Below are 23,639 nucleotides of genomic sequence, written 5' to 3' on the forward strand. Positions count from 1 at the left end.
ATTCCTGCTTCAGAGTATTTTGCTCTAGCTTATCTGGCTGCTTCCAGAGGTCAAGTACTAACGGCACTTTATGCCACAATTAAGCCCAATAGCACCAATAATGCCTGAATGCCGATCTACGCCGTAACTAAAGGTGCTGGATACAACACCGTCACTTAAATGAATAAAGCCGCCCAATGGCGGCTTTATTCATTTAAGTGACAAGACCCCTAGTTACTAAGAACGTGACGCAATCCTTCTGCCGGGTCAACTTCTAAGGCTTGACAGTATCGCACAAACTCGACCACATCCAGCCTGCGCTCCTGATTTTCAACTTTACCAATAAAGGAATGAGGGGTGCCAAGCAACTCCGACAAACTACGCATAGTATGGCCTTTATCCTGACGCTGCCGCTTTAGCCAAACACATAGTCGCTTATTTTCATCAGAAATTACACTTTTTGTACCTTTCATTTTTTTTCTTCTCCCAGCGTGTTACGCTTTTATTTATTATGGTAAATCGGCTCCCTGCTTCATTTTCTGAGGTTATCCCGCTCAACTTCAGCTCTCTGGTAGCTAATTAATATCATAGGTTGCGACGAGCGTACAGCTAGCCGCGTTAAAAAACCGTAGATAGCATAAATTGTCACCAACAATTACTGCGAATGATCTCTTGGCATGTTTAAAAATAGCGTAAACACATGACAAAAGCGCCGCTAGCGATGAACACGAGCAGCAAATAGGCAACAAATTTCACGGCAAGGTTGGTGAAGACAGGTATAGTAGTTTTAGTAACAAACAATGTCGTAGTGAGGGTATACACGTGGTTAGACTATTTTTCTTATTGCCGCTGCTGATGAGTTTAGGATGGTACCTTTTCTTGCGCCAGCATCAAATACCCATTAAGCAAGGTTTACGAGGCTTTGGCTATATTTTGGCTTTTAATCTGATCCTAGCATTAGTGCTATGGGCACTGGTGGTACTGACCCGAAACTAGATCACCATATAGTTTAAAAGGTTAATACCAGCACGCTTAAAACTATATGTTGCTGTCGGGGGAATTGAGTGTACTGACAAAGTCTGGCCCTGTTGTATCTTATTGGGCCAGGTATATTGAATTAGAAAATAAATAAAAAATCAGACTGAAAAAGACGAACCACAGCCACAAGTGGTAGTAGCGTTAGGATTTTGTACGACAAAACGACTACCTTGTAGGCCTTCAGTATAATCAACGATACCGCCCATCAAGTATTGCAGGCTCATTGGATCAACAACCATGGCTACGCCCTGCTTTTCAATCAACAGATCACCTTCGTTCACTTTCTCATCAAAGGTAAAACCGTATTGAAAACCCGAGCAGCCGCCACCGGTAATATAAACACGCAATTTCAATTCCGGGTTTTCTTCTTCACTGACTAAAGCCGCAACTTTGCGTGCAGCCGCATCGGTAAACTCTAACGGGATTTGTATCTCAGACATGATGGCTCCAACGGGCATAACAACAACATGGATTATCTAATACCTGACTATTTTATTCAAGTATTTCCCTTGAGTGGGAACGTGCATTTTCACTGTCGAAAAACACGCTTTTTGCAGTAATGTGATAAACTTAACCCACTAACAATAAGTTAAAAGTATTCTATGCGACGCTGGCAAGAGCACCTGCCATCCTTACAACGCCGATTAGCACTACCTCAAACGTCCTTACAGCTATGCCTGTTAGGCATGTTAGGTGGCCTGATTGCCGCCCTGCTAATCATTTTATTCCGCTTAGCTATCATTGGTTTACAAGGTTTTTTCTTAGAGAATACCGATGACTTCAGCAGTATTGATGCCGAATTCCGCTGGTTATTGCCCTTAGGCGGTGCTGCCTGTATTGGTGTTATTGCACTGTTTACCGGCTATCGTCATTATCGGCTGGGCATCCCCTTTGTAATTCACCGTATTAAAACCGCTTATGGCGTTATGCCGTTTCGCAACACCTTAAATCAGTTTTTCGGCGGTATTCTCGCACTGGCCAGTGGTTTTTCAGTAGGTCGTGAGGGCCCGTCGGTACATTTAGGTGCCTATGGTGCTAGTAGTGTCGGTCGTTATTTAAAACTACCCTACAACAGTATCCGTATTTTAGCGGGCTGCGGAATCGCTGCTGGCATCTCTGCCTCGTTTAATACACCTTTGGCCGCCATGATCTTTGTAATGGAAGTGGTACTACGTGAGTACCGTATTCATGTATTTATCCCAGTAATGTTGGCTTCTGTAGTCGGCGCCTTAGCAACGCAATTGGTATTTGGACATGATCGGGAACTGGCCGCCTTAGATATTATCAATTTAAGTGTCTGGCACTTCCCTTACCTTATTTTATGCGGCATCATTTTTGGCGCTGTTGCCTGGTTGTTTAACCGCCATTTAATGTTAATGCTGCGCACCTTTAAAAAATGGCCGTTATTATTACGCCTGGCCTTAGCAGGCGCTGTTACTGCGGCAGTCGGCTACTTTATCCCCCATGCAATGGGTGCAGAAACGGGCGCTATTCAATTTGCTATCAATAATCCAACCGAAATCCATCTGCTATTAGTGATTTTTATCGGTAAATTTATCTTAACCCTGTTTGCGATAGGCCTGGGCGTCCCCGGCGGCATTATTGGCCCTATCTTTGGTATTGGCGTAGTACTTGGCACTATTTTAGCCATAGTGCCAGCGATTATTGTCGACAACAGCAGTAATGCCGGCACCTACGCGGTATTGGGCATGGCAGGGATGATGGCTGCCACCCTACATGCGCCCTTGGCGGCCTTAGTGGCGGTAATGGAGTTAGCAGCCAACCAGCATATTATATTGCCAGCCATGCTGGTGATTGTGACTGCTTATGTGACGACAGTGCAGTTTTTTAATAATAAATCGATCTTTTTAATGCAACTTGATTTTATGCAGCTGCCCTATAAATTATCCCCTGCCGATGATGTCTTACAAAAAGTCGGCGTGCTGGCGGTCATGAGTCAGGATTATCAACTACTGGACAATCCAACCGAACAACAGGTATGCGAGCAGCTGGATAATATACAGCCCCCCTGCCAATTATTGATCAAACGCAATGAGCATGATGCTGTGCAATTTTATACTGCGCAATATGATGTTAGCCTGTCATTATCCGGTGATAGCGCCGTACACTATTTGCCGGTAAAGGGTTTATCCCAGCAATGCACCATGGCAGAAGTACTGGCAGAGCTGGAAGATAAACGTGAAGGGATTGTCTATATTTATCAAGACCATCCAGGGCAACCTATGGGCATTATCCGCTGGGACCAGTTACGGGCCTTGCTGATTAAACAGAATAATTTAATATGACCTTAATTTTAATCTACAAAGCCTTACATGTGTTTTTTATGGTGGCTTGGTTTGCCGGGATCTTTTATCTGCCCCGCTTATTTGTGTACCATGCTGCAACAAACAACAAAGAATGCGATGCCACCTTTAAAGTGATGGAACGGCGTTTACTGTACTTTGTCACCCCCTTTGCCATACTGACGCTGATCTTTGGCGTGCTGTTAATTTACAGCTATGGCCGGGCCTGGTTTGCGGTAAGTAGCTGGCTGCATTATAAGCTGCTATTGGTCACCTTACTTTACGTCTACCACGCTTATTGCTTTAAGCTACTGACCGATTTTAAGCACAATCGCAATAAATACAGCCCACGTTTTTATCGGATCTTTAATGAACTACCGGTTCTGCTATTACTCGCGATCATTCTGTTGGCCGTGTTAAAGCCGCTGTAAATTGCGTATAATAAGCCGATCAGGCCAACAGGCTTTCTTCCCCGCTATCCGATTAAGTGAGCACGCACTATGAGCTTTAAAGGTCAGCATATCCTCTCGGTTAAACAATTTGACCGCGACAGTATCCAGTATATCTTTGATGTCGCCCGTAACATGGGTCCTTACGCCAGCCGCAAGAAACGCACCAAGGTGTTAGACGGCGCCATTTTAGGCAATTTGTTTTTTGAACCCAGCACCCGCACCCGGGTGAGCTTTGGCTGCGCTTTTAACTTATTGGGCGGCGAAGTGCGCGAAACCACGGGTATGGAGTCGTCAGCACTGTCTAAAGGTGAATCCCTATACGATACCGCCCGGGTAATCAGCAGTTACAGCGATGTCATTGCCATGCGTCATCCACAAGCGGGTTCGGTTGCTGAGTTTGCCGAGGGCAGTCGGGTGCCGGTATTAAACGGCGGTGATGGTGCCAATGAACACCCTACTCAGGCATTATTAGATTTATTCACCATTGAGCAAGAGCTGGCTGCTTCACAACAAACTATCGATGGCATGCATATCGCCATGGTAGGGGATCTTAAGTTTGGCCGTACCGTACACTCATTATCTAAGCTGTTGAGCCTGTATAAAAACCTGCAAATTACCCTTATTTCGCCGCAAGAATTAGCCATGCCGGATGAGATCATTAGCGCCTTGGAAAATGCTGGCCATCGACTTACCATCAGCGACAAGCTGGAAGGTAACCTGAACGCCGATATCGTCTACCAAACCCGTATTCAGGAAGAGCGTTTTCCCTCTAAAGCCGAAGCTAACCTGTATCGCGGTAAATTCCGACTGAATCAGGAAATTTATACCCGGCACTGTAAATCAAACACCGTCATTATGCATCCGTTGCCGCGCGATTCACGGCAGGAAGCTAACGAGTTGGACAACGATCTGAATTTAAACCCTAACCTGGCCATTTTCCGCCAGGCCGACAACGGTATTCTGGTGCGGATGGCGCTGTTTGCCTTAACCCTTGGCGTGGAAAATCTGGTACAGGATTACGAATGCGCCGTACCTTGGTACACCAATAAATAACTGACAGGATAAGTATAATGTCAATTTCTTCTGAATTATTCGCCCGTGCCCAGCACACTATTCCAGGTGGGGTTAATTCGCCCGTTCGTGCTTTTAAAAGCGTCGGTGGTGAGCCTTTCTTTGTTGCCAAAGCTGAAGGCGCTTATTTATATGATGTTGATGGTAAACGTTATATTGATTATATCGGTTCCTGGGGCCCGATGTTGCTGGGCCATAATAACCCGGTGATCCGTGAGGCTGTCATCGCTGCCGCAGCCAATGGCTTAAGTTTTGGTGCGCCCTGCCCAGCGGAAGTGACTATGGCAGAAAAAGTAGCAGAGCTAGTTCCCAGTATGGAAATGCTACGCATGGTCAGCTCGGGTACAGAAGCCACCATGAGTGCCATCCGGCTGGCTCGTGGCTATACCGGCCGCGATACCATTGTGAAATTTGAAGGCTGCTATCATGGTCATGCCGACTCCCTGTTAGTCAAAGCCGGCTCTGGCGCCCTGACCTTAGGTGTACCTAACTCTCCTGGCGTACCGGCCGATTTTGCCAAATACACCCTGACCTGTGAGTTTAATAATCTGGCACAAATTCAGCAGCTGTTTGCCGAACAAGGCGAGCAGATTGCCTGCATTATTGTCGAACCGGTTGCTGGCAATATGAACTGTATTCCGCCCGAGCCAGGCTTTTTAGAAGGCTTGCGCCAGCTGTGTGACGATTACGGCAGTGTGCTGATTTTTGATGAAGTGATGACCGGTTTTCGGGTCGCTTTAGGTGGTGCCCAGGCTTATTATGGCGTAACGCCAGATTTAACCACCTTAGGTAAAATTATCGGTGGCGGCATGCCGGTCGGCGCTTTTGGCGGTAAAAAAGCCATTATGCAGCATATAGCGCCACTTGGTCCGGTGTATCAGGCTGGCACATTATCGGGTAACCCTATCGCTATGGCGGCAGGCTTAGCGGCGATGCAGGAAATCAGCAAGCCTGGGGTGTATGAAGCCCTTACTGAGAAAACTGCACAGCTGATTAAAGGCCTGGCGCAGGCTGCTGCCAAACACGGCATACCGGTGAGCTTTAATCAGGTGGGCGGGATGTTTGGTATGTTCTTTACTGCGGAAGGCCGGGTGAGCAATTTCCAACAAGCCACCCGCTGCGATATTGACGCCTTTAAACGTTTCTTCCATCTGATGCTGGAGCAAGGGATTTATCTGGCACCTTCTGCTTATGAAGCCGGCTTTTTATCCCTGGCACACAGCGATGAAGATTTAGCGGAAACCATTGCTGCTGCTGACTATGCTTTTGCCGCGTTAAAATAAGCATTAACAGCAATTAGCCACTGTGCAAAAGCCCCGATTTGCTTTAGCTAATCGGGGCTTTTTTTAGCACGAAGCTCAGGGGGGTGAAGCTTAGAACATTGAAGCTTAGGACATTATGGCGAAGGAGTAATGGCTTAGACCGCGTTCTTACGAAAGCAGTGGTTATGATGATCATTAACCATACCGCAGGCCTGCATATGAGCATAGATAATGGTCGACCCCACAAACTTAAAGCCGCGCTTTTTTAAATCTTTACTCATCGCATCGGATTCCGGGCTGGTTGCCCGATAATCGGCTGGGCCGCTAATGCTATTTACCTGCGGTACGCCATTAACAAAGCGCCATTGATAAGCACTAAAGCTGCCAAATTCTGCCTGTATCTCCAAAAAGCGCGCCGCATTATTGATCGCTGCCGCAATCTTTAAGCGGTTACGAATAATACCGGGATTTGCCATAAGTTCAGCAGCTTTGGCCTCGTCGAAACGGGCCACCAACACAGGATCAAAGCCAGCAAAGGCGGCACGATAATTATCGCGTTTCTTCAATACCGTATACCAGCTTAACCCTGCCTGCGCAGCCTCCAGCGTTAAAAACTCAAATAGCTTGTTATCGTCATAAACCGGCACACCCCACTCGGTATCATGATAAGCCACATAGTCTGGTTTACTTAAATCCACCCAGCCGCAACGACATGCCTCTGCTGTCATAACTTGCTCCAAAGTGTTAATCACAGGCTGCTAACTGTAGCATAGTAGCTTTATGCGCCGGTAATAACCAACTATTGGGGCAGTATTCCGGCACCGGCAGGCCACTGTTGGTAGAAAAACGCTGCCATTCTACCTGCTCTGGCATATAGCGAATAAGGTTATGTTTGCCTCTTTGTCGGAAATAATCAGCAAAGACCCGAAGCGCACCAGTACCACCGGTTAGGCCAGTACTTTTATTATCATCCCGTCCTAACCAGACAGTGACCAGTGTATCCTGATCAAAACCGGCAAACCAGCTATCCCGATAGTCACTCGAGGTTCCGGTTTTACCCGCAAAGGTTGGCTGCGGCCAGGTGCGGGCTAAGGATTGTGCCGTACCGGTCAGCGTTGATTCAATCATCGCATAATGTAATAAATACACATCCTCTGCCGGGTAACGCTGACTTTTCGGGCTAGCGCGCTGATACACTACAGCACCATGCTGATCCGTCACCGCTTGCACTGCCGCTAGTTGCTGATGTACGCCATTATTGGCAATGGTTTGATAAAGCTGTGTCACTTCATAGGGCGATAAATCTACCGCGCCCAATAAGGCAGCCGGAAAAAGATTAACCCGCCGCTCTAATCCTAAACGGCGTAGCGCATCCTGCACTTTGGGCATACCTAACTGCAAGCCTAAGCGCACCGTGGGCAAATTGCGCGAGTCCGCCAGGGCACGCATTAACGACACCGGACCACGAAATTGCTTATCAAAGTTTTGTGGTTGCCAATCCTGATTATTATTACGCAGGCTGATCGGGCTATCGTCTAATAAGGTGCCAAGCGTAAAACGGCCACGCTGCGCCAAAGCCTCCAAGTAAATCGGCGGTTTAATCAAACTGCCAATCGGCCTTCTTGCCTCTAACGCCCGGTTAAAACCGGCATAGCCCGCAGTTTTGCCGCCCACCAGCGCTTGTATAGCGGCTTGTTGATAATCTACGACTAGCATGGCCGCTTCCAGCTCTTTGTTCATCTCGGGTACTAATTGGCTAACTGTGCGTTCGGCCTGCGTTTGCGCCATCGGATCCAGATAGGTAAAGACCTTAATACCACTGTGCATTAGCTTGGGATCCAGCGCCAATTGCCGTAACTCCCGTTTAACCGCGTCCATATAGGCCGGGAAGCTGGCATTAAGGTATTGGCCGCGCGGCACCAATTGCATGGGTTTGTTAATGGCCTGCTCGAAAGCGGGCCTATCAAGTAAATGCTGCTCAAACATCAAGCGTAGTACCAGATCGCGCCGGCGCTGCGCCCGCTCAGGGAAACGTCTGGGATCATAGTATCCAGGCCCCTTGACCACGCCTATTAACAAGGCGTATTGCTCTGGCGCTAATTCAGCAAGTGGTTTACCAAAATAAAAACGGCTGGCTAAACCAAAACCATGTACTGCAGTGGCATGGTTTTGGCCAAGGTATATTTCATTTAAATAGGCCTCTAAAATCTGATCTTTACTAAAACGGAAGTCCAGCACCAACGCAATAAAGGCTTCATTGACCTTGCGCCATAAGGTACGATCATGGGTGAGATACATATTTTTGGCTAATTGCTGGGTCAGCGTCGAGCCGCCCTGCACAGTTCGGCCGGCGACTAAGTTCACGCCAAAAGCACGCAATATGGCTAAGGGTGATACGCCACGATGCTGATAAAAATCACGGTCTTCAACCAGTAACAGCGTTTCTTTTAATAGTTCCGGTACTAATTCCAGACGGACTAACTCACGATCTTCTTGATGTGGCGAAACCAGATGCTCGATTAATTGTGGCTCTAACTGAGCAAAATCAAGACTTTTACCCTGCTGAACAATACGACTGATACCAGTGCGGTTAAATTCCACACTAAAACGCTCGGCGCTTTGCTCGCCGTCGACAAAGGTAAAGCTTCGTCTAAATAGCGTTACGCTGCCACCGTTAACGCTAAATTGGCCCGGCCCGGTAACCTCATTACTGCGCCGATACTGTAATTGCTCCAGCTCCAGAATAAGATTGGCTTGTGTCAGATATTTACCGGGGAACAGTGCCAGGCTTCTGCCATAAATTTGCGCCGGCACCTGCCATTTCTGACCCGAGAAGGTACTGGTGATCTTGCTATCCAAATAGATAAAATAAACGACTAACGCCAGTAGCACCACTAACCCAAGTTTTAAAGCCGTTAGCCAAACTATCCGCCACCAGCGGGCCGGGCGGCTGGATTTACTGGTTTTCTTTTTATTTCGGCTCATAACTGCATCGCTTTTTTCGTTTTAGTAGTAGGCAGCGCCTGCGCCGGATCATCCGGCCAAAAGTGTTTAGGGTAACGCCCTTTCATCTCTTTTTTCACCTCTTGCCAGCTCTGCTGCCAAAAACTGGCCAGATCACGGGTAATTTGCAGCGGCTGTCGACCTGGTGATAATAAGGTAATGGTCAGTGGCAGTTTACCGTCCAGTATGCTCGGCGAGCTGAGTTGACCATACATTTCCTGAACCCGCACTGAAAACCCAGGCCCCCCTTGTAAGCTGTAATCGATTGCCAGCTTGCTACCGGTGGGCGCTTGCCAGCTGTCGGGTAATAATTGCTTTAGCTGCTGCTGTTGCTGAAAGCTCAATTGCTGCCAGAGTAAATCATATAAGGGTAATTGCGCTAGCTGACTGGCTTTATTTACGTCGCCAAGATAAGGCCCCAGCCAATGGCTTAAATTGGCCAGTAAGGCCGCATCACTGAGATCTGGAAACGTCAGATAGTCATACTGACGCAATAAGGCCAAACGTTGCTGTAATTGCCGGCAGGTTTCGCTAAAAAGCAATACCGCTAAACCTTGCTTGCTTATATAACTTAACCAGGCTTGCTGTTTTTCGGCAACGGTTAATTGCAAGGTTGTCGGGCGACGCTGTAGCACAATTTGCCCAAAACGCCGCTGTTGCTCACTGTAAAAGCCTGCTTGTTTTTCGTCCCAGCCAGTAACGTTTTGCCAGGGCAGTTCTGGCCAATCGGCTAATACTTCTTCCAACCGGATAGCGACCGCTTGCTGAATACGATTATGTTGCTGCTGTTGCTGAATAGAGAGTACCACCAGATAGGCTTGCTGCTGCAATGGATGCTCCGCAGTTAAGCTAGCACCGGCGCCATTGGCCAGCAAATAGCCCTGCCCCCGACGCTGCGCTAAGCGATCAGGGTAAGCGCGTAACAATAATACCGGCACCCATTCCAGCGGTAAACTATGCGCGGGCTGACAAGCGAGGCGTCTAGCCAGTTGCTGTGCCTGCTGATATTGCCTGCTGACACTGCTATGACGGCTTTGTAAGCGCGCCAATTGTTGGTACAGATCATCTTGGGTGACCAGGGCCTCTTCTAATAGGGCCGCCAACAATACCGCCAGCCATAGCACACCCGGCTGTTCGGCTTCCAGCATTCTGGCATGCTGCAACATACTGGCTAATCGAATATCAGTGCCAAACTGATAGAGGGTGCGGCCATAAGCGGTAAGTTGCTCTTGCTGATCTAACACCTGCAATTGCTGTAATAAGACAGTAGCGGCGGCCAGATTGGCGGTGTTTGGCGCTGTCAGCCAGGCTAAATCCGCCGGCTGACAGCCCCAAACCGCGATTTCTAAGCGTAACGCCGTTAGATCGGCCAAGGCAATTTCCGCGGGCTCAAACGCCTGACGGCGTTGCCATTGTTCAGCCGTGTCTAACCGATAACAATAACCGGCAGCCAAACGCCCAGCGCGTCCCGCACGCTGAGTTGCCGCAGCCTGGCTAATGGCAATGGTATCTAAGCGACTAATACCCGAACGCGCCTGATAGCTGGCACGTCTGGCTAAACCGCTGTCCACCACCACATTAATCCCCTCGATGGTTAAGCTGGTTTCCGCTAAATTAGTCGCCAGTACAATTTTAAATTCCCCAGTTGGCGGTGCGGCTATTGCCGCTTGCTGCGCGGCCAACGTCATACTGCCCAGTAAAGGCAGCACCTTAAGATGAGCAGGTAAGGCTTGCCCGGCGAGCCAGTCTGCCGCTTGCTTTATTTCTGCTTGCCCGGGCAAAAAGACTAAAACGCTACTTTGATGCTGATAAAACGCCTGTAGCGCCTGCCGTGCGCACTGCACCGTTATTGGCTCTTTACCCGGCGGCTGATAGTGAATACTAACCGGATAACTGCGGCCCTGGCTTTGCAGCACAGGTGCTTGTAAATACGCGGCGAGCGCACTGCTATCGAGCGTAGCGGACATCACCAGAATCTTTAACTTGTCGTTTAATTGCTGCACTTCTAAAGCGAGTGCTAATCCTAAATCAGCATGCAAGGATCGTTCGTGAAATTCATCAAAAATCAGCAGATCAACGGTTGCAAGCTCAGGATCTTGCTGGATTTTGCGTGTTAAAATCCCCTCTGTGACAATAAGTAAGCGGGTATTACCACTAAACTTGCTCTCCTGACGGATCTGATAGCCTACTGTCTCGCCAATATTTTCGCCCAATTGCGCAGCCAGATAGCCGGCAATCGCTCTGGCAGCCAGCCGCCGCGGTTCCAATAATAAAATACGTTTATTGGCAAAGGCCGGTTGCTTCAGTAAGTACAGCGGCAAATAGGTCGATTTACCGGCACCCGGCGGCGCAGATAACACCACGCGCGGTTCGTGCGCCAATAAATGGCAGAGTTCAGGCAGGATTTCAGCTACAGGTAACACAGTTTTTGTACTCGCATACGCCAACGGCTAACGGCCGTTGGCGGGATAGACCAGGGCGTTAAGCTTGTAATTCATTTAGCAGAGTGGCTGCTATAGTACGAATACCCTGTCCGGTAGCGCCTGCCGCCCAATAAGCGTTGCTTGAGCCATTAAAAGCCGCAGCTAAATCAAAGTGCAACCAGCCTTTGCCATCATTGGCCACAAAGCGGCTTAAAAAGCCTGCGGCATTACTGGCACCGCCAGCACCACCGCCTTTCACCGGCCGGCTATTAGCAGTATCAGCATAAGGCGATGGGCATTGCTGTTGGTGCCATTTTTCCAGTGGCAATTGCCAGGTTAGCTCTTGCTGTTGCTCAGCATAAACTAAGGCACGCTGGGCCAGCGGCTTATCAAGCGCAAATAAGGCATTATACTCGCCGCCTACTGCAGTGACAGCTGCCCCCGTGAGGGTTGCTGCATCAATAATTAAACCTGCACCACTGTCGCTGGCTAACTGTAAACCATCGGCTAATACCAAGCGCCCTTCCGCATCGGTATTGACAATCTCTACTGTAGTGCCGTTTTTATAGGTAATAATATCGCCCAGTTTATAGGCATGGCCACTAATTAAGTTTTCAGCACAGCACAAGATCAATTTTACCCGCTTGGTTAAACCTTGCAGTATGGCCAGTGCTAAAGCGGCAGTTACCGTAGCAGCTCCGCCCATATCGCACTTCATGCTTAACATACCTTCTGTTGCTTTAATCGAGTAACCGCCACTGTCAAAGGTAATGCCTTTGCCCACCAATGCGGCAGCAACAGGCGCATTCGCCGCACCGCTTGGGTTAAAATCTAATTCCAGCATCGCCGGCGGGCGCACACTACCGCGACCTACCTGGTAAACACCATGCCAGCCTTCAGCAGCTAATTGTTCACCCGTTATTAGTCGGTAACTCACCTTAGCGCTGCCGGCAATCTCAGTAATAAAGGCCGCTGCTTGTTCGCACAGTAGTTGTGGTGATAATTGCTCTGGGGTTTGATTCACTAAACTTTTAGCAAAACGATAGCATTGAACACGTTGTTCCAGCGTTTTAAGGGTGCTGCTATCGCCAGAAAACTGCACGCCAGTCTGGCGCTTAGCATTTACAAAGCCCTGATAAAAGGCCCATTGTAACTCCAGTGGCCAGTTACCATTTAGCTGCACTGCGGCTAAGCCTAAATTGTCCAGTAATCGAGCCGCTTTTTGCACTGAGCGTTGCTCATCACCTGTTTTAAGATGGATCTGATAACCCGCTGCAGATGGCGACAGCAGTGCTTTAGGACCAAACTGCTCAGGCGCGGGTTGTTGCTGTAAACTAATCTGTAACACATCTGGGTTAGATTGCATGCCAAACTCCAAAAAAGAAAAAATGCCGTTTGGGGCAGAGGCACACATTGTAGCACAAGGCGCAGTGCCGCTTGCGGCTTCCTTAACAAAGAATTCTGATGATTAGTGACTGATATCGCTAACAAAGCGCGAAAGTCCGTACGAAAAAGCCGAAATTAAGTGACGGCAGGGTCAGCAGTCGCTATACTTCCGCGGTTTTTTATTAGTGATTGCGGTAGCGGTGATATTCTGCTATCTATAGCCGCCATCTTTTTGCTTGGTGGGATTGTACAGGAGAGAATCATGCCAGAAGGCAATAACAATAAATCCTTAGGGTTGCTCGCGCTGGCTGGCGTAGTACCTTATCAGGCAGCTGTCGGGGAAGAGTATATGAACCCGAAGCAATTGGAACATTTCAGAAAAATTCTCGATGCCTGGCGCCAACAGTTACGGGAAGAAGTAGACCGTACGAAAACCCATATGGCCGATGAAGCGGCAAACTTCCCGGATCCAGTGGATCGTGCTGCCCAGGAAGAAGAATTCAGTCTGGAGTTACGTGCTCGGGACCGTGAGCGTAAGCTACTGAAGAAAATTGAAAAAACGTTACAGAAAATCGAAAACGATGATTTCGGTTACTGTGATACCTGTGGCATTGAAATTGGTATCAAACGTTTAGAAGCGCGGCCAACGGCTGATCAGTGTATTGATTGTAAAACACTGGCTGAAATTAAAGAAAAACAAATGGGTGGCTAAAACCCAGGGTTAGTTTTCGTGTCCAATGCTTTACCTTTGCAAACGGCCAGCTATATCGGCCGTTTTGCTCCCTCGCCCTCCGGCCCCTTACATTTCGGTTCCTTAATTGCTGCTGTTGGCAGCTACCTACAGGCGAAAAGTCAACAAGGCAAGTGGCTATTACGCATCGAAGATATCGATACTCCCAGAGTACAAGCCGGTGCTGATAGCGCCATTATGCGTACCTTAGAGGCTTTTGGCCTACACTGGGATGACGCGGTCATTTACCAAAGCCAAAGGCTAGCGCGTTACCAGCAAGTATTTCAAGATTTGCAACAGCGCCATTTACTCTATGGTTGCCAATGTACTCGTCGCGAAATTAGTTTAGCTGGCGGCAGCTATCCGGCCACCTGCGCTAATTTAAAGCTGTCTCAAGAACCGCTAGCATGGCGTCTTAAAGCTAACGGTGTTAGCACCGCCTTTACTGACCTCATTTTTGGCAACCAGCAAATAGACAGTACGCTGGCGCGGGAAGACTATATCGTGAAACGCCGCGATGGTTTATTTAGTTACCAGTTAGTGGTAGTGATTGATGATCTGGACCAGCAGATCACGGAAGTGATCCGCGGTGCTGACTTACTCAGTATGACACCCAGACAACAGCATTTATTTGCACTGCTCGGGCAAGCAGCGCCGCGTTATGGTCATTTACCGTTGGCAGTAAGTAGCCCAGGACACAAACTGAGTAAACAAAACCATGCCAGCGCTTTAGATCAATGGCCACTGCAGCATAGTCTGGCTGCCGCCTTGCAGCTATTGGGGCATCCTGTGCCGCAGGCGCTTAGTGCAGCACCCGTGACAGAGATTTTGGCTTGGGCAGTGCAACACTGGCAGTTAGCTAAAGTGCCTGTAACTACAGAAATACACTGCAGCACTTTTGCTTAAAACGGCATTACGGGATATTCGGCGAAAACCAGCAGTTTCATTCTCATTTCTTGCAGATTCAGGTATGATACGCCGGTTTTTTCGGCTTTAAGCCTGTAACATTTTTCCATTGAGGAGAGTTATCATAATTTCGCGCGTGATTGATTTTTGCCGCCGTACCCTTGGCGGAAAAAATGCCATAACGGCAACCCCAGCCAGCCCTGTGTCACAGGCTAGCGCTGCTACGCCTTCTGCTTTGCCACCCATGCAGGTTATCGGCCGAGATCAGCATTCGATTTCCCGTAAAGATATCAGCCCAAGCGCCTTAAAAGTATTATATCGCCTAAAAGATGCTGGCTTTGAAGCCTATCTGGTGGGTGGCTGTATCCGCGATTTATTATTGGGCTTAAAACCGAAAGACTTTGATGTAGTGACCAACGCCCGCCCGGATGAAGTGAAGCAAGTGTTTCGCAACTGCCGGCTAATTGGCCGTCGCTTTCGGTTAGCGCATGTGGTGTTTGGTCGCGAAGTGATTGAAGTTGCAACCTTTCGTGGCCATCACAGTGGCGTAGAAGATGATGATGACGCCAGTAAAATTGCCAGCCTAAGCGATCACGGTCAAATTCTGCGTGACAATGTTTATGGCACCATCGAAGAAGACGCTGAGCGACGGGATTTCACCGTTAATGCGCTATATTACTCGATTAAAGATTTTGCCATCTACGATTTTGCCAACGGCGTGCAAAGTATTGCCGCCCGGCGCATTGAATTAATTGGCGATCCGGAAACCCGCTACCGTGAAGATCCGGTGCGGATGCTCAGAGCCATTCGTTTTGCCACCAAGCTCAATATGCAAATTGCGCCAGAGAGCGCCGCCGATATCCCGCAATTAGCCGTGTTACTTAAAAATATCCCGGCTCCCCGCTTGTTTGATGAGCTGGTGAAGATGTGGCTTGCTGGCAAGGGATTTGACAACTTTATGCTGATGCGCGAGCTGAACATTTTAAAACAGCTGGTGCCGCAACTGGAAAAACTGCTGAAACAAGAACCTGAAGGTAAAGCCTTTCAACTGATCACCCGCGCTCTGCAAGATACCGATCAACGGGTGGCCAGTGATAAACCGGTGACGCCGGCCTTTATTTTTGCAGCAATGCTCTGGTATCCGGTAGAAGTGCGGGCCCAGACCTTATTGATTGAAAGTGGCCTGAACGAAAATGATGCCTTTGGCATTGCCATGACAGAAATACTCGACGATATCCAGCGCACCATTGCTATACCAAAACGCTTTAGTCTGGCTATGCGCGATATTTGGTTTTTACAAAATCGCTTATCTAAACGTGCTGGGCGCCGTGCCTTTAAACTGATGGAACAAAGCAAATTCCGTGGTGCTTATGACTTTTTAGTGCTGCGTGCCGCTGCCGAAGGCGGCGAGCTACAAGAGCTGGCACGCTGGTGGGAACAATTCCAGCACAGTGATGAAACTGAACGCCTGGCACTTATTCAGCAATTGGGCAAAGCCGGTATCGACAATCCGAAGCGGCGCCGTACTTACAAACGTAAACGCAATGTCAGCGGTAACAATGAACATCATGGCTGAGTGTTGTTATATTGGCCTGGGTGCCAACCTGATAGAGCCCGTGGCGCAACTGAAACGTGCGGTAGCCGCCTTAGCCCTATTGCCTGCAACCCAATTACGGCAAGTCTCGCAGTTTTACAGCTCTAAACCAATGGGGCCACAAGATCAACCCGATTACGTAAACGCAGTTGCCGCAATAGAGACAGAACTGTCACCGCAACAATTGCTAGCCGCCTTGCAGCAAATTGAACAACAGCAAGGCCGCGAACGGAAAGCGGAACGTTGGGGGCCTCGCACCCTGGATTTAGACATTTTGCTGTATGGTAAACTCAAGCTGACAACAGCAAGCCTAACAATCCCTCATTACGGCATGCATTTACGCGAGTTTGTATTGTATCCACTGGCTGAGATCGCCCCCGAGCTGGTGCTGCCGGATGGTACAACCCTAAACACACTTTTAACGCAGGTCCCCTTAAACGGCCTGCAGCCTTTGCCGCTTGCGGCTCACTCTGCTTTGTGTAACCTTGCATAAGCTACTAGCAAGTTGGAATTTAATCATGGCGAAAATAACCACCGCAGTATTACAAAAAATGAAGCAACAAGGCGAGAAAATCAGCATGCTGACCGCCTACGATGCCAGCTTTGCCAAACTTTTTGCCGAGCAAGGTGTTGAAGTGCTGCTGATTGGCGATTCGCTGGGCATGGTACTACAAGGCCATAGCGATACCTTGCCGGTAACCATTAGCGATATTGCCTACCATACCCGCGCCGTGCGTGCCGGTGCCAGCGACGCCTTTATTATTGCCGATATGCCCTTTATGAGTTATGGCACCTTAGAGCAAACGCTACAAAGCGTGGTGCCATTAATGCAGGCCGGTGCCAATATGGTCAAGCTAGAAGGCGGTGACTTTTTGCTGCCCACTATTAAGGCCTTAACTGAGCGAGGTGTGCCGGTATGTGGCCATTTAGGCTTAACCCCGCAATCAGTGCATGTGTTTGGTGGCTATAAAGTACAAGGCAAAACAGCAGATAAAGCCGATGCCATGGTACGTCAGGCCCTTGCCTTGCAAGAGGCTGGCGCACAACTGCTGGTGCTAGAATGTATCCCCACTGCGCTGGCAGAACGCATTACGCAAGCCTTAGCCATTCCGGTTATCGGCATAGGAGCCGGTAATGTGACTGACGGACAGGTACTGGTGATGCACGATTTACTGGGCATTAGCAGCGGTTATATTCCGAAGTTTTCCAAAAACTATCTGGCACAAACTGGCGAAATTCGTAGCGCCATTGCCAGCTATGTTAGCGAAGTTAAGGCCGGTATTTTCCCGGGCCAGGAGCATAGTTTTAATTAAATGAATATTCTGGATTCTGTTGCTGCGCTGCGCGCACAAATGACCACTTGGCGTCAGGCAGGCGAGCGCATTGCTTTTGTCCCGACCATGGGTAACTTGCATGATGGCCACTTTAAACTGGTCGATATTGCTCACCAACATGCTGATCGGGTGATTTGCAGTATCTTTGTTAACCCCATGCAATTTGGCAAAAACGAAGATTTAGATAAATACCCGCGCACCCTGGACGCCGATATCGCTGGGTTAACCGCCCATCAGGCCGATGCGCTCTTTACCCCAACGCCGGCTATTATGTATCCGCGGGGTTTAGAGGTACAAAGCTATGTCGAAGTGCCGCTATTGGGCGATCTGCACTGCGGTGCCAGCCGTGCTGGTCATTTTCGTGGTGTCAGCACGGTAGTCAGTAAACTCTTTAATCTGGTGCAGCCTGATGTGGCCTGCTTCGGCCAAAAAGACTATCAGCAGTTAGCCATTATTCGGCAAATGGTTACCGATTTATCTTTTCCGATTGAAATTATTGGCGTACCGACCGAACGTGCCGCCGATGGCTTAGCCTTAAGTTCACGCAATGGTTATCTGAGTGCCGAACAGCGGCAGCAAGCGCCTGCGCTGTATCAAATACTGCAGCAGGTTAAAGCCGCTATTGTTGCCGGACAACATGATTACCGAGCGTTGGAGCAACAGGCAAAAGCCGAGCTAACTGCCGCTGGTTTTCGGCCGGATTACTTTAATATTAGCCACCAACAAACCTTAACGCTGGCACAAAACGCAAACGAGCCTAAAGTCATTTTAGCTGCCGCCGCCCTTGGCAATACCCGGCTAATCGACAATCTGGAAGTATAAAACGGGTGCAGGCTCCGTTACTGTATTTGGGCTGCCCCATGTGGGCCAATCCGGCCTGGAAAGGCAGCCTCTATAGCGCAGATACCCCGCAAGCGGAATTTTTAAAGCACTACGCCAGCGTGTTTAATAGTGTAGAGGGCAATACCAGCTTTTATGCTGATCCCGATGCCACAACAATCGCGCGCTGGGCTACGCTGTTAGCTGATGATTTCCGACTGCAACTGAAAGTCCCTTCGCGGTTATCACATACGCTCGCCAACGAACCGGACGCCAACGCCCTGCAAAGCTGGTGGCAGCTACTTAGCCCCTTGCATCCTTTTCTGGGGCTTGTTCATTTACAATTACCGAAAACTACAGGCCCAGCCCAGCTAAACTGGTTGGAACAACAGCTGGCTATTTTACGCCCATTAACCCCGGTGTGTGTTGAGGTCCGTCATCCACAGTTTTTTGATAAAGCCGAGCACGAAATTACCCTAAATCGCTTATTGCGTGAATATCAATGCGAGCGCGTGGTACTGGATAGCCGGGCGTTATTTTCGGTCGCTGCCACTACGCCAGCCCTGCTCGATGCCCAGCAAAAAAAGCCACACTTACCCGTGCATGCTATTTGCCTGAGCGATACCCCGGTCGTCCGTTTTATTGGTTGTGATGATCTCAGTATTAATCAACACTATTATCAGCCTTGGCTGAACAAAATAGCCAATTGGCTAAACGAAGGCAAAACGCCTTATATTTACTTTCACACCGCTGATAACCGCTTGGCGCCGCAATTAGCCCGGCAGTTTGCCCGTGATTTACAGCAACACCTGCCACACTTTGACCATCCGGCGTTATCTCCCTGGCTTGGTGAGCAACACAACCAGCTGGCGCTCTGGTAACAGCCACCTTTCATTAGGTCATATGGACGTTTGCTATTAATGCAGTTCCCACCTAACCTATAACAGGTAAATAACCAAAATAGAATACAGATCAAACTCCGATAACAATAAAAGGAGTACGCTATACCCAAAGGTGCTGCTTGTAGCAGATCCTTAAGTTGTTTGGGTAGCTATCATCGGAAGAAGGAGCGCTGCAGTGATTGCCGTTTTACTCGGTGTAAGCCGGGCCAATTTTCTAACATTAACCTTAGTCTGTATCGCCCTGGCTGCAACAGCCAGTTTGCAAGCGGGTGCCGCAACGCTCTGGTCGCAGTACCTGTTGGTTACTTTGGTTGCCCTCTGCGCTCATATCAGTGTCAATGCCTTTAACGAATACTTCGATTTTAAGTCCGGGTTAGATTTTCTAACCACGCGCACCCCCTTCAGTGGCGGTAGCGGGACATTGGTAGCTAATCCACAGGCCAGCAGCATCGCGCTTACTCTAGCGGTCATGACGCTGTTAGTGGTGATTACCGGTGGTTTATATTTAACGCTGCAACATGGCTGGCAATTGCTGCTGATCGGTATCCCCGGAGTACTGATTATCTATGCCTATACCCAATATATTAATAAAGCACCGATCCTTTGTTTGTTAGCACCTGGCCTTGGTTTTGGCTTACTGATGACCCTTGGCGCTTTTTGGGTGTTTGCCGATAAACTGACTGGCGGCGCCTGGTTGCTGGCCTTAATTGTTAGCTTATTGGTCAGCAATTTGCTGTTACTGAATCAATTTCCGGATGTCGAGGCGGACCGCCAGGTTGGGCGCCGTCATCTGCCTATTGTGATTGGCCGCCGACACAGTGCTAGCGTGTTTAGCCTGTTGGCCGTGTTAAGTTATATTTTGCTGCTACTTGGGGTGATAGCTCAACAATTACCCTGGCAAAGTTTGCTAGGATTACTGAGCTTGCCTTTGCTCTTTATGATATTGCCGGGCATTTTTAAATACGCCGAACAGCCCGAAAAACTGAGCCGCTATTTAGGTATGAATGTGCTGCTCTGTCATCTATACCCAACATTACTTTGCGCAGGCCTGTACTGGGCAGCCTGATTATGCCCAGAGCAAAGCACAATAAACGCAACAGCATAAGGAAGCATAATGCAAATACTGCACACTGATATTGCCATTATTGGCGGCGGTGGCGCCGGTTTACGTGCGGCCATTGCCGCCGCGCAAACTGATCCCAACTGCAAAATTAGCCTACTCTCCAAAGTGTATCCGATGCGCTCCCATACCGTCGCCGCAGAAGGCGGTGCCGCTGCCGTGACCTTAGGGCACGACAGCCTGCAAGCACATTTTGATGATACCGTCGCCGGCAGTGATTGGTTAGCCGATCAAGACGTTGTCGACTACTTTGTCAGTCATGCTTATGACGAGTTGGTACAGTTAGAGCGCTGGGGTTGCCCCTGGAGCCGCCGTGATGATGGCAGTGTGCTGGTCCGTCGCTTTGGTGGCATGAAAACCGAGCGTACCTGGTTTGCTGCTGATAAAACCGGCTTTCATATTCTGCATACCTTGTTTCAAACCTCGCTGCAGTTCGCCAACATTGCCAGGCTGGATGAGTTTTTTGTGTTGGATCTATTGGTGGCGGAGCAGCAAATCGCCGGCGTACTAGCGATGCAGCTGAGCACCGGTCAGCTTTACCAAATTCAGGCAAAAAGTGTGATCTTAGCCACCGGCGGTGCTGGTCGGGTGTTTCATTATAATACCAACGGCGGCATTGTCACCGGCGATGGTATGGCGCTGGCTTATCGGCATGGCGTGGCCTTACGCGATATGGAGTTTGTGCAATATCACCCTACCGGCTTACCCGGCTCAGGTATTCTGATCACTGAAGCTAGCCGCGGCGAAGGCGGTATTCTGCTGAATAAAGACGGTTACCGTTATTTGCAGGATTATGGCTTAGGGCCAGAAACGCCGCTGGGTAAACCCGAAAATAAATTTATGGAACTGGGGCCACGCGATAAGCTGTCGCAAGCTTTCTGGCATGAGCAACAAAAAGGCCGTACCGGTAATTATGGTGAGCATGCGGTGGTCTATTTAGATCTGCGGCATCTGGGTAGCAGTTATCTTAACGAACGCTTGCCCTTTATTTGTGAGCTGGCTAAATCCTACGTTAATGTCGATCCGGCCAAGGCGCTGATCCCCATTCGCCCCGCGGTGCATTACACCATGGGCGGTATTTTAACCGATGGCCAATGCCAAACCAGTATTGCTGGCCTCTATGCCATTGGTGAATGCGCTTCCGTCGGCTTGCATGGTGCCAACCGCCTTGGCTCCAACTCACTAACGGAATTATTAGTCTTTGGCAAGGTCGCCGGTGTCGCGGCCGTCGCCCATGCCAAACAAAGCAAAACGCTGCCTGTAAGTGCTCTGAACGGACAAAGCCAGCAACTGCAACACCAGCTGCAAGCACGTTTTGGAGCCAAACAAAGCGAGAGCGTAGCCAGCTTGCGCAAAGCCATGACGCTCGCGATGGAGCAAGGCTGTGGTATCTATCGCACCACTGAGGGCATGCAGCAATGTCTCACTACCTTGCAGCAACTAAAACAGCGCTATCAGCAATTACAGATCAGTGATCACAGTAGAATCTTTAATTACGAATTGTTGCAACATTACGAGCTGGGTTTTGGGCTGGATGTGGCAGAAGCCATGTGTGCCAGCGCATTGGCACGACAAGAATCCCGTGGTGCGCACCAACGCTTAGATCAAGGTATGCAAAGCCGCAATGATACCGATTATCTACAGCATTCTATCGCGCAATTAATGCCAGAAACCGCTGGCGCAGCAGGCGGTAGCGCCAACATTAGCTATCAGCCGGTGCGGATCACCAAATCGACACCCGCCGCCCGCCTCTATGGCGATGCTGCCAACAAGCAGGAGCCGGTCTAATGGAAAAAACAGTGGAAAAAACACTGGTTATTCAGCGTTATAACCCAGAGCACGATCAAACGCCTAGCCAGCAAAGCTATCAGGTACCCTTTGACAACAGTACTTCGGTGCTGGACGCCTTGCTGTATATTCAGCAAAGCTTAGATCCCAGTCTAGCGTTTCGCTGGTCTTGTCGGATGGCCATTTGCGGCTCGTGCAGTGTCATGGTTAACGGCATCCCTAAACTAGGCTGTAAAACCTTTTTACGTGAATATAGCGGCGATCTGCTGTTAGAGCCGTTAGCACACTTTGCGACAGAGAAAGATTTAGTATCGGATATGACGCTGTTTTTGCAACATTTGCAAGCGGTGAAGCCTTACCTGATCCGCCAGGAGCAAAGCGCGGCAACAACGCCAGCCAGTAAACCACAACCCCATAAGCAAACGCCAAAACAGTTGGCAAAGTATCGTAAATTCTCCAGCTGTATTAACTGCGGCCTGTGCTATGCCGCCTGCCCACAATTTGGCTTAAACCCTGAGTTTTTGGGGCCAGCCGCGCTAACGCTGGCACAGCGCTACAACCTGGACAGTCGCGATCAGGGTAAGGCTGAGCGCATGCCGCAGCTTAATGGCAAAAATGGCGTTTGGGGCTGTACTTTTGTCGGTTTTTGCTCTGATGTTTGTCCCAAGCATTTAGATCCGGCCGCCGCCGTCAATCAGGGAAAAGTTGCCTCGGCTACTGACTTTGTTATTGGCCTGTTTAAGCCTTAGGAGCACCTTATGTCTGAACAACACCCCCCCCGCCGCCCTTATCATACGCCACTTACTGGCAGCTGGTGGTTAAAACATCGCTATTACCGCTTATATATGCTGCGCGAAGCCACCGTCTTACCCTTGCTGTTTTTTTGTGGTTGTCTAATCGCCGGTTTTTATAGCTTACAGCAAGGTGAAACCAGCTGGCTAAATTGGCTGAGTTTTATGGCACAACCCTGGGTAATGGCTCTGAATGCCCTGACCTTAGCGGCCAGTTTATTTCATGCCAAAACCTTTTTTGAACTCTTCCCAAGAGTGATGCCGCTGTTGCCAGCGCCACTGATGATTGCCGGACAGTGGTTAGCTACTCTTGCCGTTGCCACCTTGTTATTGCTGTTACTCGGAGGCTTGCTATGAATCAGCCAAAACGCTCAGATGAGCCCATCTGGTGGGCACTGTTTAGTGCCGGTGGCGTTTGCTTTGCAGTGGTGGTACCGGGTTTACTCCTAACCGTCGCTTTGCTCTATCCGCTGGGGCTATTGCCGGAAAATACGCTTAACTATCAGCAGGTACAACAATGGTTGTTAAAGGACTGGTGGGGTCTGGCAGGATTAGCACTGGCCGGTGCAGCTATTTGCTTACCGCTGTTTCATGCCATGCATCGTATCCATCATGGCTTACATGATCTAAAACTCAGTAGTGGCTTAATGGGCAAGGTTATCTGTTATAGCAGCGCCAGCCTGTTAAGTGCACTGGCGCTGTATTTTTGGTGGCAAGGCTTAGGCTAACCGCAGTTAG

The 23,639-nt window shown here is 49.2% G+C and carries 23 protein-coding genes; 17 read left to right on the forward strand and 6 right to left on the reverse strand.

All coding sequences use genetic code 11. The features are described 5' to 3' along the window. Positions 1 to 209: 209 nt before the first annotated feature. Positions 210 to 452, reverse strand: coding sequence for a helix-turn-helix domain-containing protein (locus tag IE163_RS06485; RefSeq protein ID WP_189431425.1), 243 nt, complete (start codon positions 450 to 452; stop codon positions 210 to 212). Between the two features lie 349 nt (positions 453 to 801). Between IE163_RS06485 and IE163_RS06490 the strand changes: the two genes are divergently transcribed. After that, on the forward strand, positions 802 to 975 hold the full coding sequence (locus IE163_RS06490; protein WP_189431427.1) for a hypothetical protein: 174 nt from the start codon (positions 802 to 804) through the stop codon (positions 973 to 975). A gap of 140 nt (positions 976 to 1,115) precedes the next feature. Here IE163_RS06490 and erpA read toward each other — a convergent pair whose 3' ends face one another. Beyond that, positions 1,116 to 1,457: an iron-sulfur cluster insertion protein ErpA gene (gene erpA, locus IE163_RS06495; RefSeq protein ID WP_189431429.1), complete on the reverse strand. Its 342-nt coding sequence runs from the start codon at positions 1,455 to 1,457 to the stop codon at positions 1,116 to 1,118. A 162-nt stretch (positions 1,458 to 1,619) separates the two neighbouring features. Here erpA and IE163_RS06500 point away from each other — a divergent pair, with 162 nt between their 5' ends. From IE163_RS06500 to hemL, 4 genes are all read left to right on the forward strand, one after another. Then, positions 1,620 to 3,323, forward strand: coding sequence for a chloride channel protein (locus IE163_RS06500; protein ID WP_189431431.1), 1,704 nt, complete (start codon positions 1,620 to 1,622; stop codon positions 3,321 to 3,323). Then, positions 3,320 to 3,751 carry a CopD family protein gene (locus IE163_RS06505; protein WP_189431433.1) on the forward strand — a complete coding sequence of 144 codons (432 nt, stop codon included), beginning with the start codon at positions 3,320 to 3,322 and terminating at the stop codon, positions 3,749 to 3,751. The genes IE163_RS06500 and IE163_RS06505 overlap by 4 nt, the downstream gene beginning before the upstream one ends. Before the next feature lie 69 nt (positions 3,752 to 3,820). Then, on the forward strand, positions 3,821 to 4,825 hold the full coding sequence (locus IE163_RS06510; protein ID WP_189431435.1) for an aspartate carbamoyltransferase: 1,005 nt from the start codon (positions 3,821 to 3,823) through the stop codon (positions 4,823 to 4,825). A 17-nt stretch (positions 4,826 to 4,842) separates the two neighbouring features. After that, positions 4,843 to 6,126, forward strand: a complete 1,284-nt coding sequence (hemL, locus tag IE163_RS06515; protein WP_189431437.1) for a glutamate-1-semialdehyde 2,1-aminomutase — start codon at positions 4,843 to 4,845, stop codon at positions 6,124 to 6,126. A gap of 134 nt (positions 6,127 to 6,260) precedes the next feature. On the opposite strand, the gene IE163_RS06520 is transcribed toward hemL, so the two are convergent. The 4 genes from IE163_RS06520 to pepB are packed head-to-tail and all read right to left on the reverse strand — an operon-like array spanning position 6,261 to position 12,897. Beyond that, positions 6,261 to 6,833: a DNA-3-methyladenine glycosylase I gene (locus IE163_RS06520; protein ID WP_189431438.1), complete on the reverse strand. Its 573-nt coding sequence runs from the start codon at positions 6,831 to 6,833 to the stop codon at positions 6,261 to 6,263. Between the two features lie 16 nt (positions 6,834 to 6,849). Beyond that, the gene (mrcB, locus tag IE163_RS06525; protein ID WP_189431440.1) at positions 6,850 to 9,090 is read right to left on the reverse strand and encodes a penicillin-binding protein 1B; all 2,241 of its coding nucleotides are present in this window, start codon (positions 9,088 to 9,090) and stop codon (positions 6,850 to 6,852) included. Continuing rightward, entirely contained in the window at positions 9,087 to 11,531 is a 2,445-nt protein-coding gene (gene hrpB, locus IE163_RS06530) for an ATP-dependent helicase HrpB (protein ID WP_189431442.1), read from the reverse strand. The genes mrcB and hrpB overlap by 4 nt, the downstream gene beginning before the upstream one ends. A 58-nt stretch (positions 11,532 to 11,589) precedes the next feature. Beyond that, positions 11,590 to 12,897 (reverse strand): aminopeptidase PepB, encoded by a 1,308-nt coding sequence (pepB, locus tag IE163_RS06535; RefSeq protein ID WP_189431444.1) that lies wholly within the window; start codon positions 12,895 to 12,897, stop codon positions 11,590 to 11,592. Positions 12,898 to 13,179: 282 nt separating this feature from the next. Between pepB and dksA the strand changes: the two genes are divergently transcribed. The 12 genes from dksA to frdD all read left to right on the forward strand — a co-directional run bounded on the left by dksA (position 13,180) and on the right by frdD (position 23,629). Then, on the forward strand, positions 13,180 to 13,629 hold the full coding sequence (gene dksA, locus IE163_RS06540; protein ID WP_189431446.1) for an RNA polymerase-binding protein DksA: 450 nt from the start codon (positions 13,180 to 13,182) through the stop codon (positions 13,627 to 13,629). An 18-nt stretch (positions 13,630 to 13,647) separates the two neighbouring features. Then, entirely contained in the window at positions 13,648 to 14,553 is a 906-nt protein-coding gene (gene gluQRS, locus IE163_RS06545; RefSeq protein WP_189431449.1) for a tRNA glutamyl-Q(34) synthetase GluQRS, read from the forward strand. A 136-nt stretch (positions 14,554 to 14,689) separates the two neighbouring features. Next, positions 14,690 to 16,129 (forward strand): polynucleotide adenylyltransferase PcnB, encoded by a 1,440-nt coding sequence (gene pcnB / locus IE163_RS06550; protein ID WP_373297865.1) that lies wholly within the window; start codon positions 14,690 to 14,692, stop codon positions 16,127 to 16,129. Next, a complete protein-coding gene (gene folK / locus IE163_RS06555) occupies positions 16,113 to 16,640 on the forward strand; it encodes a 2-amino-4-hydroxy-6-hydroxymethyldihydropteridine diphosphokinase (RefSeq protein WP_229833455.1) in 528 nt (175 codons plus the stop codon). Before pcnB ends, folK begins: the two co-directional genes overlap by 17 nt. A gap of 25 nt (positions 16,641 to 16,665) precedes the next feature. Continuing rightward, positions 16,666 to 17,460, forward strand: coding sequence for a 3-methyl-2-oxobutanoate hydroxymethyltransferase (gene panB, locus IE163_RS06560; protein ID WP_189431451.1), 795 nt, complete (start codon positions 16,666 to 16,668; stop codon positions 17,458 to 17,460). Further along, positions 17,461 to 18,303, forward strand: a complete 843-nt coding sequence (panC, locus tag IE163_RS06565; RefSeq protein ID WP_189431453.1) for a pantoate--beta-alanine ligase — start codon at positions 17,461 to 17,463, stop codon at positions 18,301 to 18,303. Positions 18,304 to 18,341: 38 nt separating this feature from the next. Next, on the forward strand, positions 18,342 to 19,181 hold the full coding sequence (locus IE163_RS06570; protein WP_189431685.1) for a DUF72 domain-containing protein: 840 nt from the start codon (positions 18,342 to 18,344) through the stop codon (positions 19,179 to 19,181). 196 nt (positions 19,182 to 19,377) lie between these two features. Then, positions 19,378 to 20,268, forward strand: coding sequence for a prenyltransferase (locus tag IE163_RS06575; protein WP_189431455.1), 891 nt, complete (start codon positions 19,378 to 19,380; stop codon positions 20,266 to 20,268). Between the two features lie 48 nt (positions 20,269 to 20,316). Further along, positions 20,317 to 22,110 (forward strand): fumarate reductase (quinol) flavoprotein subunit, encoded by a 1,794-nt coding sequence (frdA, locus tag IE163_RS06580; protein WP_189431457.1) that lies wholly within the window; start codon positions 20,317 to 20,319, stop codon positions 22,108 to 22,110. Continuing rightward, on the forward strand, positions 22,110 to 22,859 hold the full coding sequence (locus IE163_RS06585; RefSeq protein ID WP_189431458.1) for a succinate dehydrogenase/fumarate reductase iron-sulfur subunit: 750 nt from the start codon (positions 22,110 to 22,112) through the stop codon (positions 22,857 to 22,859). Before frdA ends, IE163_RS06585 begins: the two co-directional genes overlap by 1 nt. 9 nt (positions 22,860 to 22,868) lie before the next feature. Then, on the forward strand, positions 22,869 to 23,258 hold the full coding sequence (locus IE163_RS06590; RefSeq protein WP_189431459.1) for a succinate dehydrogenase/fumarate reductase transmembrane subunit: 390 nt from the start codon (positions 22,869 to 22,871) through the stop codon (positions 23,256 to 23,258). Then, a complete protein-coding gene (frdD, locus tag IE163_RS06595; protein ID WP_189431461.1) occupies positions 23,255 to 23,629 on the forward strand; it encodes a fumarate reductase subunit FrdD in 375 nt (124 codons plus the stop codon). Before IE163_RS06590 ends, frdD begins: the two co-directional genes overlap by 4 nt. Positions 23,630 to 23,639 lie beyond the last annotated feature (10 nt).

It is taken from the genome of Alishewanella longhuensis, from assembly GCF_014653435.1.
In the GTDB taxonomy this organism is placed as follows: Bacteria; Pseudomonadota; Gammaproteobacteria; order Enterobacterales; family Alteromonadaceae; genus Alishewanella; species Alishewanella longhuensis.